Origin of the sequence: Pseudoalteromonas sp. Isolate3 (assembly GCF_022398505.1) — a bacterium.
GTDB lineage: Bacteria > Pseudomonadota > Gammaproteobacteria > Enterobacterales > Alteromonadaceae > Pseudoalteromonas > Pseudoalteromonas apostichopi.
In genome coordinates this window covers 1-13,126 of record NZ_JAKEVN010000116.1, presented here as the reverse complement: position 1 = coordinate 13,126, position 13,126 = coordinate 1, and the positions used below count along the sequence as shown (strand labels likewise).

At 41.7% G+C, this 13,126-nt stretch carries 11 protein-coding genes; 3 read left to right on the top strand and 8 right to left on the bottom strand.

The features are described 5' to 3' along the window. The first annotated feature begins 202 nt into the window (after window positions 1–202). Window positions 203–643, top strand: coding sequence for a hypothetical protein (locus L1D46_RS17290; protein ID WP_130052819.1), 441 nt, complete (start codon window positions 203–205; stop codon window positions 641–643). Between the two features lie 38 nt (window positions 644–681). On the opposite strand, the gene L1D46_RS17285 is transcribed toward L1D46_RS17290, so the two are convergent. The 6 genes from L1D46_RS17285 to L1D46_RS17260 all read right to left on the bottom strand — a co-directional run bounded on the left by L1D46_RS17285 (window position 682) and on the right by L1D46_RS17260 (window position 6,727). Next, on the bottom strand, window positions 682–2,370 hold the full coding sequence (locus L1D46_RS17285) for a methyl-accepting chemotaxis protein (protein ID WP_130052818.1): 1,689 nt from the start codon (window positions 2,368–2,370) through the stop codon (window positions 682–684). Between the two features lie 99 nt (window positions 2,371–2,469). Further along, on the bottom strand, window positions 2,470–2,979 hold the full coding sequence (locus tag L1D46_RS17280) for a GNAT family N-acetyltransferase (protein ID WP_130052817.1): 510 nt from the start codon (window positions 2,977–2,979) through the stop codon (window positions 2,470–2,472). Between the two features lie 3 nt (window positions 2,980–2,982). After that, window positions 2,983–4,326 (bottom strand): N-succinylarginine dihydrolase, encoded by a 1,344-nt coding sequence (gene astB, locus L1D46_RS17275; protein WP_130052816.1) that lies wholly within the window; start codon window positions 4,324–4,326, stop codon window positions 2,983–2,985. A 48-nt stretch (window positions 4,327–4,374) separates the two neighbouring features. Further along, entirely contained in the window at window positions 4,375–4,605 is a 231-nt protein-coding gene (locus L1D46_RS17270; protein ID WP_054562555.1) for a helix-turn-helix domain-containing protein, read from the bottom strand. Between the two features lie 583 nt (window positions 4,606–5,188). Beyond that, window positions 5,189–6,202, bottom strand: coding sequence for a zinc-binding alcohol dehydrogenase family protein (locus tag L1D46_RS17265; RefSeq protein WP_130052815.1), 1,014 nt, complete (start codon window positions 6,200–6,202; stop codon window positions 5,189–5,191). A gap of 93 nt (window positions 6,203–6,295) precedes the next feature. Further along, window positions 6,296–6,727 (bottom strand): MarR family transcriptional regulator, encoded by a 432-nt coding sequence (locus tag L1D46_RS17260; RefSeq protein WP_130052814.1) that lies wholly within the window; start codon window positions 6,725–6,727, stop codon window positions 6,296–6,298. Window positions 6,728–6,850: 123 nt separating this feature from the next. Here L1D46_RS17260 and L1D46_RS17255 point away from each other — a divergent pair, with 123 nt between their 5' ends. Further along, window positions 6,851–7,279: an organic hydroperoxide resistance protein gene (locus L1D46_RS17255; RefSeq protein WP_054553604.1), complete on the top strand. Its 429-nt coding sequence runs from the start codon at window positions 6,851–6,853 to the stop codon at window positions 7,277–7,279. 27 nt (window positions 7,280–7,306) lie between these two features. Here L1D46_RS17255 and L1D46_RS17250 read toward each other — a convergent pair whose 3' ends face one another. Next, the gene (locus L1D46_RS17250) at window positions 7,307–9,040 is read right to left on the bottom strand and encodes a GMC family oxidoreductase (RefSeq protein ID WP_130052813.1); all 1,734 of its coding nucleotides are present in this window, start codon (window positions 9,038–9,040) and stop codon (window positions 7,307–7,309) included. A 179-nt stretch (window positions 9,041–9,219) separates the two neighbouring features. Here L1D46_RS17250 and L1D46_RS17245 point away from each other — a divergent pair, with 179 nt between their 5' ends. Next, complete coding sequence (locus L1D46_RS17245) at window positions 9,220–11,343, top strand: methyl-accepting chemotaxis protein (protein WP_130052812.1); 2,124 nt, start codon at window positions 9,220–9,222, stop codon at window positions 11,341–11,343. 137 nt (window positions 11,344–11,480) lie between these two features. Here the strand turns inward: L1D46_RS17245 and L1D46_RS17240 are convergent, their stop codons facing one another. Beyond that, window positions 11,481–12,953: a diguanylate cyclase gene (locus L1D46_RS17240; protein ID WP_168990043.1), complete on the bottom strand. Its 1,473-nt coding sequence runs from the start codon at window positions 12,951–12,953 to the stop codon at window positions 11,481–11,483. Window positions 12,954–13,126: the final 173 nt, after the last annotated feature.

Genomic DNA, 13,126 nt, shown 5'->3' with positions numbered 1-13,126 from the left:
ATTTACTAATAGTGTAATAACTAAAACTTAATGTAACTTGAACTACTAAAAGTAAGTTTCGGGTAACACCTTTGTACCTTTTTTGTAATGAGATGAAAGTTTTTAAAGGTTTAATTTCAAATAAGAGTGTTTTTGAGGTAAATCCATTTTTCATCCACATTTTGCTGACACCATAACGAAAAATAAAAACCTAGGAACAAAAATGAAAGTTATTGACTTAGAGAAGCGCTTTGAGCTTAGAACTTGGGTCTTGTTAAGTGTATTTAATATGCTCTTATTGGTAGGTTATATGCATAGTAAGTCGGAGTTAGGCAATTTATTTTTTAGTTTTTTACTGTGCAGTGTTTCGTTGTTATTGGCGCTACTTGTAGTGAACTCAAAACGCAATTTAACAGTGTGTCGCCATGGCGTGTATTACCGTAATTTATTTGGACAATGCCGTCATATGCATGCAAGACAAGTGCAGTTTATTCATCATTACTCACTTTTTGGTCTGCGTTTAGTTCTTATTATGAGTGAGAAATATGCCTGCTTTGCGCCATTTTATAGTCTCAGTCATAAGCAGCAACAACGCCTTAAGCGCTACGATAATGATTTATTCGATTGGTTAAAGAACTTACAAAAGACCAATGATTTTTGTTAAGCAGGAATTTCTACCTGCTTAACAATTACGCTAAAATGTTAGGTTTTATAACGACTTACATTTTGTTCTAATTGCGTTGCCGTGTCTGACAGCTCATGCATGTATGATGTGGCTACATCGGTATCATTGGCGGTTTTGTTAGCAATATCAACAATGGTCGTCATGTTTTGATTAATCGCTTCAGACACTGATGTTTGCTCTTCAGCGGCTGTGGCAATTTGTGCATTTTGTGATGTTATGGTGTTAACCGAAAGCAGTACTTCATTAAGCGCTTTTTCGACTTCGCCCGCCTCATTAACACTGGTTGCACTGCCTGATTTAATTGACTGCATAATGCTATTTACAGTTGTTGTTCCTTGCTGTACTTGCTCAATCATTGCCTCTATTTCGTGAGTACTGTCTTGCGTGCGTTTTGCAAGCGTACGCACTTCATCAGCCACCACTGCAAAACCACGGCCCGCTTCGCCAGCACGTGCCGATTCAATTGCCGCGTTTAGTGCCAATAGATTCGTTTGCTCGGCAATGTTTCTGATCACATCAAGCACACTACCAATTTGACTCGATTGTTGATTAAGCTGATCGACCGCATTAGCTCCTTCATCAACTTGTTTGGCAAGGCCGTTAATAACTTTTATAGCGATAAGTAACTGGTTGTTAGCTTGTTTGACTAAATGATCGGCATGTTCAGCAGCGGTTGAGGCCTCTTGGGCGCTGCGTGCTACTTCCATTGACGCCGCTGACATTTCGTTTATTGCCGTTGCAACTTGTTCACTTTCTTCATGTTGACGATTAATACCTGCGTGCATATTGGCAAGTAGCTCATTGAGCTTATGTGACGCTTGATTCATCGATTGCGATGATTGGCGTATATCAATAACCATTTTTCCGACGTCATCGGCAAAGCGGTTAAACGAGCTGCCAAGTTTGCCGAGTTCATCGTCTCGTTTCACCATTAAACGCTGGGTTAAATCGCCATCACCTTGTGATATATCGTTCATTGCTAGTACGGTTGTGTGAAGAGGGCTAGTAATACTGCGCGATACCACCACAGCAATCGCTGCGGTAATTGCAACTGCAAATACTGAAGCGATAATAGTATTAATAAAGGCATTATCGATACCTTCATTAACTCGTTGCTCTGTTACTGCAACTTGTTGCTCAAGGCCGCTGATCCAAAAACCTGTTCCTAGTACCCAATTCCATTTTGGTACCAAAGCGGCATAACCGAGCTTAGGATTTACACTGCCATTGGTATTTTTCCAAGAATACTGCACATAGCCACCGCCTTTCTTCGCCGCATCAATGAGCTCTCGTATCAGATAAACCCCATTAGGATCTTTAAAATCATAAAGGTTTTTACCCTCAAGAGAGGCGTTAACGCCATGGGCAATGTTGATACCTTTAACATCATAAACAAACACATAGCCGGTATCGCCAGCATCATCAAAACGCAAATTACGTAAGATACTTTTTGCTTGGTTTTGCAGCTGTTCAGTATTAGAGCCATCATCTTGCGCGATCAGGTGAGCAATCGAGCTCATGGCAATTTTTTGATAGTTACTGACTTCGGCCTTTCGGTCGTTTTCCATTTGTGTGGCAAAACTTTCAACGGTTTGTGCACCACTGTGTTTTGACTGCACATAGTTGTAGAGTGTCAGCATAATTGCAATGAGTAGGGGGGGAAGTAGGGCTAGAAAGAGTACCCGTTGCTGTATTGATAGCGCCATTTATCGCTCCTAATAAAAATCCGCAGTACTAGTTTAGTACGTTTAAAGATTTTTATTAGTCGACTTTATGGTTATATCAATTGGCTATAAAAAGCAGATCTAGGCGACTTGCTTATAAAAATACACCGTTGCGTCAAATTCACCGGAGGAACTTTTCGCAAAACCAGGAATAGTGCCAGCTTCAATATAATCGAGTTTGCGATACAAATATGAGGCAGTATCACCTTGGCGGGTATCAAGTACCAGTAATTGAATACCTAATGTACGGGCGTCGGTCTCTAGACTATTCATCAATTGTTTTGCTATTCCTTTGCCTTGATATTCGCTGTGTACCATGAGCTTTTCTACCTCGCCGCGGTGAGCGCCATTGGCCTTGGCGCACAAAGAAAGCTGCACTGAGCCAATCACCGTATCACCATCAAGGGCAAGATAAAGCCTACGGTAAGGAGTTGCTAAATCTCCATCGACCCCTTGCCAGTAGTCATGTGCTGACTGTAATGATAAAGGGGCAATAAAGCCGATTGATGCGCCACTGGCAACGCTATCAATCAGTAAAGTATTGAGTGATTTAGACACCCCTTTAATAGAGTGTACTGCTTTAAGTTTCATTATTTATTCTTGTTGAAATGGATACACAGAGCCTAAATTAAGTAAGCTGGTTAACTCATCAAGTGCCTGATAGCTTTCGGTTAAAAGCAGTGGGTCGGCAAAGTCGTCACTACTTAAAGAGTCACGGTAATGCTTATTCGCCCAACTCACTAGTTGAGTATATTTTTCTTCGCTGAAGCGCACACCCGGATTGATCGCTGCCAGTTCGTCAGTATTGAGTGCAACACGTAAGCGTAAACAAGCAGGGCCACCACCATTTTGCATGCTTTGGCGCAAGTCAAAAAAGCGTACTTGTTGAACTGGGTTATCTGCCAAAATCATTTCTTGAATGTAATCGTGAACGGCTTGATTGCGCTGACACTCTTTAGGAGCAACCAGCATCATGCTGTCATCATTTAAGGTAATTAATTGGCTATTAAATAAATAGCTGCTTACGGCATCTTTAATGTTCACTTTATTGGTTGGTACTTCAATAATATGCAGTGGCTTGTTGCCAAGGTAGGCTTGTTTAATTTGTTTTAAAGTATCAGCTTGATGCAAAAACGCTTGTTCGTGGCATAAAAGTACATTGCCATTGGCCACAGCAATTACATCGTTGTGGAAGACACCTTGATCTATTACATCAGGATTTTGTTGAATAAATAACTGATTTTCTGGCTTTAGCTGATGTAAACGGGCAATTGCTTGCGATGCTTCTAGAGATTGTCTTGCAGGAAATTTAACGGGTTTTGGTAGGGCGCTATTAAAACTACTTGCACCATAAACAAAGATCTCAAGCCCTGCATCTGCATGGCTGTCGCATAATCGATTATGATTTGCGGCACCTTCATCACCAAAAAAGCCTTGATCAGGTAAGTGTGTATGATGGCTAAAGTAACGCTCATCGTTAAACATGGCTTTTAGTAATGCCGTTGTTGTGACAGGTTCTAACGAGCGGTGAAATTTGTTATTTAAGTTAGCAGCCGTAAAGTGCACTTTGCCATCAAGAGTATCGACTGAAGGCGAAATAGTGCCAGCATTGGCTGTCCACATTGCCGATGCACTGTAACAAGCTCGCAGTAAAACAGGGTCGGCTTTAAATGCTTTTTCAATAATTTGGCTATCGCTGCCTGTAAAGCCTAAACGCCTTAGCACATTAATGTCAGGGCGAGCATGAGGTGCAAAAATACCTTGTTCTAGGCCTAATTCGTGCATTGCCTTCATTTTTTCAAGGCCTTGTAACACAGCCTCTTTGGGGTTGGAATGCGAAGAGGCGTGACTTAGTGAAGCGACATTGCCATACGATAATCCCGCGTAATTGTGAGTAGGCCCCACTAAGCCATCAAAGTTTACTTCTACTGCGTGCATACTTAATCCATCATTATTGTGCGTGTATTTTAACCATACAGAAGTTATTTAGCTGAAGCTAGCTAACTCCATTTCTACATTACGTAGACTTTGTTGAAGGCGCTTCTGAGTGGCAATTAAATACGCTTTTTGTTTGTTCTGTTTAACTTGTTGCTGTCGTGCAGCTTTATATAACACACGCTTGGGAATGTCGTACTGCTCAGACGCTTCGGTGATTGTAAGTTGATGAACCGAAATTTTTTTAAGCGCTTCAATAAATGCGGGGTCATTATTTAACATAGCGACGCTCCAAATCAGCAACATTATGCGGATCGTTTGCTTCATGCATATGCCATGTGCTGATGTCTAATCGCCAAAGTAGATAAAGAGTGTGAAAGAAGTTAGTCACGTTAGTCTCCTTGTTAGTGCCTGTTCATACTCACTATAGGAAGATCTGTGCCAAACCTTTATTAAATTTAAAAGCATTAAAAATCAATTGGTTAATATTTTTTGGCTGGGGAGTCCCTAAAATCAGGCACTAAAATAGTGAAAGGTAATTGCTGTAATGCACTTTAATGATGCGTGTTTTTATTAAAGGGCGAGGAAAAACGCGATGTGAAATCGCTGCTACAAGCTGGCACCTCGCTTCTCGTAACTTTACTCTCGTAACTTGAATCTTAATCTTTTGTTTCGCGCGCCAAGCAAGCGTGACGCCTACAGTCAGCAGCGGCTTTATGCCGCGACATGGGTGAAGTAGGAGAGATACGAGAATAAAACGCGATGTAAAATCGCTGCTACATGCTCGCATCTCGCTTCTCGAAACTTTACTCTCTCTAACTTTCCCCTCGCAACTCGTATCTTTCCCCTCGTAACTCATACCTCGTTACTCAAACCCTTCCAATACCAGCTTTCCGCGAGCCTTATGAGACTCTAAAATCCTATGGGCTTTAATAAGGTTTGCTACGTTTATCTTACCTAAATGTTCACCCAATGTTGTTTTGATTGTGCCGTTATCAACTAAGGTGGCTAGCTCTGAAAGAAGCTGATGCTGGGCAATCATATCATCGGTTTGGAACATTGAGCGGGTATACATAAACTCCCAATGCAACGAAATACTTTTACGCTTTAACTTTAAAATATCAAAGCTTGCAGGGTCGTCGATCAGTGCCAATTTACCTTGTGGCTTGATCACTTCCATAATGCTATCAAGGTGTTGGTCGGTGTGCGTTAAGCTAATTACGTAATCAAATTCACTAAGTTCAGCTTCAAGGCGTTGCTGGTTAAGGTTTTTGCTATGATCAAGCACATGATCAACACCTAAATCTTTAAGCCAGTTGGCGCTTTCTTCTCGTGCGGCGGTACCAACAACTGTTAAATTGGTAAGCTGTTTGGCAAGTTGCACTAAAATTGAGCCTACACCACCTGCGGCACCGATCACTAATACAGAGGCTGGTTTATTGTTCTTAGATTTTTCAATCTGTAAGCGATCAAACAATAACTCCCATGCCGTGATACTGGTTAATGGCAGGGCGGCTGCTTCACTATTGCTGAGGCTTCTTGGTGCAAGACCGACAATGCGCTCATCAACAAGTTGCAGCTCAGCATTACTGCCTTGGCGCGTTAAGTCGCCAGCATAAAACACACGGTCACCCACATTAAATAACGATACTTTGTCGCCAATAGCTTTAATCGTACCCACAGCGTCCCAGCCAATAACCTTATAGCCACTCTCGGGTGACACATTAGCGCGAATTTTAGTATCAACTGGGTTTACTGAAATTGCTTCTACGGTTACAAGAATATCGTGACCTGTGGCAACTGGATCAGGTAATTCAATCGCTTGTAGTGATGAGTCAGATAACGTTGGGGTTGCTGTGGTGTATCCAAATGCTTTCATGATGGTGTCCATATTGATGAGTTTTGAACACTATAGCGCATAGAATTATATTAAAAAGAGTTGTAATCCAAATTCACTTTCAAATAATTTTTGTTAATTAAGGTCACCATTTACTAAATCGAGTAACTCAATCAGTTGCAACGCTTGTTGATCGTTAATGCTTGGGAAGCGACAACGAATTTTCGACGGTATCTCAGCGGCTTGATCTTGCATCGCTTTGCCTTTGGCTTCGAGCTGAACGAGTCGTTTGCGTTTATCTTGGCTATCTTTGATGATCGATAATAATGCTTTGTCGCTCATTTTTTTTAAAATTTGCGTCATCGCACCGCCATCAATGGCGGTTTTTTCAAGTAGTTCAGCAATGCTGATCTGATCTTTTTCCCACAGCGCCATCATCACTACGTATTGCGGGTAGGTTAAATCTAATTGATTGAGAGAATCTCGATACGCACGGGCAATCCCATTCGATGCCATATATAAGCGATGGCATAGCTGGTTATCTAATTTTAGTTGTGGGTATTTCATGCTCGATCCTCAAAATTTAATAAGAGTATTTTAATTTGCATGCAAAATATTTGCAATCCCGAAAAAGCTGATCTAATATATTTTGCATGCAAAATATATTTCCACTTAATTAGGAGAGTAACCATGAAAGAACTACAAAGCGTCGCATACACAGCAAAAGCAACAGCTACGGGTGGTCGTGAAGGTACAGCAAAATCAGATGATGGCCGTTTAGATGTGGCACTATCAACACCTAAAGGGTTAGGTGGTGATGATGGTCAAGGTACAAACCCTGAGCAATTATTTGCAGCAGGTTATGCGGCGTGTTTTATCGGCGCATTAAAACTAGTTGCTGGCCAAGCAAAAATTAAATTACCAGCAGATACTCACATAAACTCAGAAGTATCAATTGGTCCTATCGAAGGCGGTTTTGGTATTGCCGTTAAGCTTGCGGTATCAGTGGGTGATCTTGATAAAGACACAGCCCTTGCTCTAGTTAATAAAGCACACGAAGTATGCCCATACTCAAACGCAACGCGCGGTAACATTGCTGTAGAACTATCAGTGATCTAATCATTGTTGATCAAATTAAGCCGTGCTTTAAGTACGGCTTTTTTGTTTTTCAGCAATCGATTTTGCTAAATCGCCTGAGTCAGTGAGCGCTGATACTAAGCCTTCGCGCGGCTCACTAAATTCTATTGGCTTAATCTTACTTGCTCGCTCTTTATCGAATATTGGTATTTGGCTCATCGCGTATTCAGATAAGGCGGTAATGGTTAATGATGGGTTTACCCCTAAATTACCCGGTATGATTGAACCGTCGATAACACGCAGGTTTTGATAGCCAAATACTTCACCCGAGCTATCAACTACGCCGTTGGAAGCATCAGTCCCCATAGCGACCCCACTCATGATATGTGCCGTCATCGGTACACCAAATAGCACTTCAGATAAGGCTGAGCCTGGCACACCGCCAAGTTTTTCGGCGTATAGTTTGGTCGCTTCTTCTGCTTTTGGAAAACTAACGCTAAGCGGCGTATCATTTTCTTTTTGCACTGCAGTTATGCTCTTTTTAAAGAAGCGATACCATTTGCGTCGCCACTCAAGGTGAATAAACGCCTCTGATTTTTGCATTACTAAAAATAGAATGGAGCTGCGGGCTTTGCCTTTTGGGCGCAGAACTCTGGCTGTTTTTATTGGATGGCGCAGTGTGTTAACTAAAAACTTAGTAATACGCTTTAGACCTTTTCCTGTCACCATGGGAACGTAAGGTAAATATAGCCATGTGCCATCGGCACCTTCTCTAAACCGGCAAATTTCAATGTTAGTGTCTTTGTCGACCGAAATAAATGAGCTGATGGCAACACCATCATCAACTTTTTTAGTGGTGTTGTTAGCGGTGGTGAGGGTTTCTGAGTTAGTGCGAATTTGCTTCCCAAGCCAAGCTGAAATATTGGGCAATGTTTTGTTTTTATCACGCATTTTTAAAAGCAACGGAACGGTGCCCATTACTCCTGCACTTAGCACAACCCCTCGTGTTGTCAGGGTATAAATATGGCTATTGCGATGACTGGTATCTTTAATTTTGATTTTGTATCCGGCGCTACCATCTGCACTGAGCGGGGTGATTTTTATTACTTCAGAGCTTGGTCTTATTTCTACGCCGTTGCGCTCGGCAAAGTAAAGATAGTTTTTCATTAAAGTGTTTTTAGCATTATGGCGACAACCAATCATGCAGCTACCACAGTAATGGCAGGTATTTCGCCTTGGACCATCGCCATTAAAGTATGGGTCGGGTAGCTCTTTGTTATAGGCTTCGCCGGGTTTTGCAAAAAGCACACCTGTGTTCACGGTTTTGAACGAGTCACCTTGACCCATCTGCTCAGCAACCTCTTTTAGCGTTTGATCGGCAACATTGGTATAGGTATTTTTGGCACTGCCTAACATGCGCTGTGCAAGTCCATAGTAGGGCATAAGGCTTTCTTTCCAGTCTGATTTTATGCGTGTCCACGCTGGAGATTGAAACACTTCATCATCAGGAATAAGGTGCACATTGGCATAAACTTGTGAGCCACCCCCAACACCGACGCCATGCAGCACTGTGACTTTGCTGGTAAACGAAAATTGAATGCAGCCTTTTAGGCCAATTTCTGGCTGCCACATATAGTTTTTGATATCTAAATTGGTTTTTGGAAACTCTTTATCGTCGCGGCGCAGGCCTTTTTCGAGTACTAATACCCGGTTACCTTTCTCGCTTAGGCGTAGCGCACTAACAGAGCCACCAAATCCGGAGCCTATAATAATTTGGTCAAAATCAAATGTGTGTTGCTGCATTATTGTAACCTGTTGGTGTTACCTACTATTAAAGACTTGGATTAGTAGTGGTGGCATGTTTAATTTCTCTACCTGCAATGCTTTTTATTATTAGTACTTTTTTTGCAATTAATCTAATGTGATCAAACAAATGGTCTAAACTATTAGTTAATCAATGATAATAATAGCAGGAAGAATCAATGCGGCAGTTAGCATTAGCGAAAAAGTTGTTATGGCTCACCGTAGGCAGTATTTTTATTACGGTGTTTGTTTTATCAAGCATTTTATGGTGGCAGCTTTCAAGTAGTAATCAAGAGTTAGCTAAACAATCTGAAAAGCTGATTGTTGCTGAAGTGGAAGAGAAACTTTCCTCAAATGCAACAGCATATGGTGAACAAGTCGCCGGCTTTATCAATGAAGCATATCGAGTACCTTACTCATTCGCTGCTATTTTAGGCGACCCTGATGCTGCAGCGACTCTAACGCGCGATGCTGTGGTTGAACTTAATCGCTCTATACTGAATAAAAACACAATACTCTCATCTATTTACTCGCAATTCGAAGCAAATGCATTTGATGGTCGTGATGCTAACTTTATCAGTGGCTATGACCACTCTGTAGCCGGTGCTGGTACATTAGAAATCTATTTCACGCGCAATCGAGATGGTGTCATTGAGCAACAAGTGGTTGAAGATGTCGCAGAAAAATATGTAGACACGTTAAATGAATTTGGACAGCGTGAAGCTGAGTGGTACTTGTGTGTAAAAGACACGAAAGTGCCATGCATTATGGAACCTTATCTATACGAAATCACCCCTGGTTACTCTGAAATGATGACGTCTTTAACGGTGCCAATTCTTCGAGGTAGCGAATTTATTGGTGTTGCTGGTGTTGATTTAACCCTACCTGTGTTTCAAAGCATGACCGAAAAACTGTCAAAAGAGCTGTATAACGGTAAAGCTCGAGTCACTTTATTAAGCTCACTTGACTTAGTGGTAGGTAGCAGCCATTACAAAGATAAGCTTGGCAGGCCGCTAAAAGAGGCGGTGACTAAAAGCACTTTAGACAATTACGTAAAAGCGAAAAATCAAAGTGGCGTATTTAAAGTCGGCGATCAGTACTTAGTTAATTATCCAATTACAATTAAGCTTGCTAAAACACAGTGGAACTTGTTGATTGAAGTGCCTGCTGAGCTTGCTCTTGAAGGCCCTCAAGCACTTGCAAATAGCATGAGTGAAAATGCTAATACCTTAGGTGGTTTAATCTTGGTTACAGGTATTATTATTGCTGGTGCAGCCTTTGTTATTATGACTTTAGTGATCCGCACTATCGTGGCGCCATTACAACAAATTCAACAGCGTGTTGATAACCTCGCCAGTGCTGAGGGGGACCTAACACAAACTCTACATGTTGATACACATGCTGAATTAATCGCATTGGCAACAGGCTTTAATGCGTTTCTTACTAAATTACGCGACTTAATTGGTGAGCTTAAAAATGTATCGACACAAACTAAAGAGCAGGCTCATTTGGCGACAAGTGTTGCAGTTGATACTAAACATAACGTTCAAGCTCAGTTCCAAGAAATAGAGAGCGTAGTGACGGCAATGAACGAAATGAGCGCAACAGCGCTTGAAGTGGCAAGAGCCTCAGAGCAGTCAGCGCAACAAGCTGATGAAATAAACAGCCTAGTTGTGAGCAGTGAATCTAGCTTGTCGTCTGCGGTTACTCAAGTTAAAACCATGTCGGATGAAATCAAGGAGGCTAATCAAGCGGTTGAAAAAGTGGCGGCGCGAAGCAACGATATTACCCAAATTCTTGATGTGATCAGAACGATTGCAGAGCAAACTAACTTGCTTGCACTTAATGCGGCAATTGAAGCGGCAAGAGCCGGTGAGCAAGGCCGTGGTTTTGCGGTGGTTGCTGATGAGGTCAGGGCACTTGCTTCAAAAACCCGCTCATCAACAGATGATATTAGTGGCCTTATAGATAGCTTACAGCTAGAAGTTGGTAATGCTTCTAAAGTTATTGAGCAAGGTGTAGTGCGCGCACAAACAGCGGTGGATGAAACATCAGTTGCCTTCGATGCATTGCATGAAGTTGTCGTCAAAGTGGATGAAATTACACAGCAAATTACTCATATTGCAACGGCCGCAGAAGAGCAAAGCTCAGTCACAGAAGAGATAAACCGCAACCTGACGTTAATTTCAGATGCCGCATCGCAACTAGCTGAGCTATCGACACAGGCCGGAGATGGTAGCCAAACTCTCAGTGCACTCGTCGCGCAACAGGATGATGAGTTGAACAAGTTAAAGACGAAATAACTTTAAGCTGCTAGTTGCAAGAGTAAAGGGACTAGTTGTGAGATACGAGGTTCGAGAAAAAACGCGATGTAAAATCGCTGCTACATACTCGTACCTTTTTCTCGTAACTTTACTCTCGTAACTAGCAACTCGTAACTCTAACTACACTGCGCTTGATTGCGGCCTCGGTTTTTGGCTTGGTACAATGCTTTATCGGCGCGTTTTAACATCGACTCTATGTGCTGATCGTTTGCTTGCAAGGTGCTTACGCCAATACTCACAGTGAATTTAACGTGATTGTTGTCGACGATGATGTCTTGTTGTTCAATATCGACCCTGATCTTTTCTGCAATAGCAAATGCTGTGTGTTTGTTTGTCATGGGCAAAAATAATACAAACTCTTCACCACCAACTCGCCCAGCTATATCCGATGTTCTGCTATGTTGAATGAGTTTATGTGCTGTGGTTCGTATTACTTCGTCCCCAGTGGCATGGCCGTACTTGTCGTTTATGGTTTTAAATTGGTCTAAGTCCAACAGCAAGAGTGAACAGGCATTCTGATGGTTAATGTATTGCTCAAACTGTTTATTAACTGTTTCGAAAAAGCCCCGGCGATTATAAAGCTGTGTCAAATAATCTGTTAAAGATAAGGCTAATGCTTCATGCTTTGCGCGCTCTAGTTCATAGGTTCGTTCTTCTACTTTTTGTTCGAGCATGGTGGTCAGTTTTTGTTGCTCTTTCTTACGTTGAATAAACACGGCTTGAATAAGTAATACAGCAGAAAGAGTGAATAAAAAGAAAAACTGCATGGTCACTTCTGCTGACTTTGGGTGATGATAATAAAAATAGCCCCAGCCTTGATTACTTCCGATCCAAGCTGAAAAAAACACCAACATATTCATGCAGCTGGTGGCGGTTGGTGATAACCTCGTGGCTGCATAAAGCAGCGGAAACAGCAGTAATGCAGGTTGTAAAAATGGTAATGTCATCGCTGTGTATGCAGGGCCAAAAATAAAATAACACAACAAAACCACGGTCAAAGTAAGTAAAAGAAGCTTAGAAAATTCACTAAGGGTGACCGGATGCGGCCAATTTCGCCATAAAAAGTAAAGGGCAGGGGTGAATACAATCGCCGCTAGGGCATTGCTAATGCTCCAATTTAATATGCCTACATATAAGCCATCAAACCACTCGATACCAACTAGTGAGTATATGCCCACACCGAAAAGTGCAGAAATCACACCAATCGCTATGCAAGCAACAATAAACACTCTGGCTAAACTGGTGACGCTCGTCAGCAGCGTGTGTTGTTTAAGTTTTCGGTTAATTAGCCAAAATGCAGTTAAAGCAGCGAAAGTATTTCCTGTCGTTGTCGCGGCATTTATTGCTATGTGTTTAAAAGTGAGTGGATTTAAGCCGCTGAGATAAAAGTAGAAAAGCACGACTAAACAGGTGCCTGATGCAACGCCCAACCAGGCTTTGCGACCAAATAACATCAAGCCAGCCAATGCGACTCCTGCAGGTGGCCATACCGCCAGTGTTTTTAACACTTGCATGGTAAACAAGCCAAACAGCAGATAAACAGAGCAAACAATGATATTAAATTGCCAAGGTTTGAGCTGTGTGTTCATACATCCCTTTAAGTGCTTTTGTAATAAACCCATGAGAAAGGCGAGTTAGCATTATTTAAAGTACTAATAAATTAGTATATTAGCAGTTGGGAAATAGGCAAATTCGATTAATCTAAAAGTGGTTTTACATAGCTGTTTGCTATTCATACAATTTATTAGACTAATAGTTAATG

Bases quoted from the DNA above. Each gene is read 5' to 3' on its own strand.
- L1D46_RS17260 (WP_130052814.1), bottom strand. From the start codon at position 6,727: ATGAAATACCCACAACTAAAATTAGATAACCAGCTATGCCATCGCTTA.
- L1D46_RS17290 (WP_130052819.1), top strand. From the start codon at position 203: ATGAAAGTTATTGACTTAGAGAAGCGCTTTGAGCTTAGAACTTGGGTC.
- L1D46_RS17285 (WP_130052818.1), bottom strand. From the start codon at position 2,370: ATGGCGCTATCAATACAGCAACGGGTACTCTTTCTAGCCCTACTTCCC.
- L1D46_RS17245 (WP_130052812.1), top strand. From the start codon at position 9,220: ATGCGGCAGTTAGCATTAGCGAAAAAGTTGTTATGGCTCACCGTAGGC.
- L1D46_RS17240 (WP_168990043.1), bottom strand. From the start codon at position 12,953: ATGAACACACAGCTCAAACCTTGGCAATTTAATATCATTGTTTGCTCT.
- L1D46_RS17280 (WP_130052817.1), bottom strand. From the start codon at position 2,979: ATGAAACTTAAAGCAGTACACTCTATTAAAGGGGTGTCTAAATCACTC.
- astB (WP_130052816.1), bottom strand. From the start codon at position 4,326: ATGCACGCAGTAGAAGTAAACTTTGATGGCTTAGTGGGGCCTACTCAC.
- L1D46_RS17250 (WP_130052813.1), bottom strand. From the start codon at position 9,040: ATGCAGCAACACACATTTGATTTTGACCAAATTATTATAGGCTCCGGA.
- L1D46_RS17265 (WP_130052815.1), bottom strand. From the start codon at position 6,202: ATGAAAGCATTTGGATACACCACAGCAACCCCAACGTTATCTGACTCA.
- L1D46_RS17270 (WP_054562555.1), bottom strand. From the start codon at position 4,605: ATGTTAAATAATGACCCCGCATTTATTGAAGCGCTTAAAAAAATTTCG.
- L1D46_RS17255 (WP_054553604.1), top strand. From the start codon at position 6,851: ATGAAAGAACTACAAAGCGTCGCATACACAGCAAAAGCAACAGCTACG.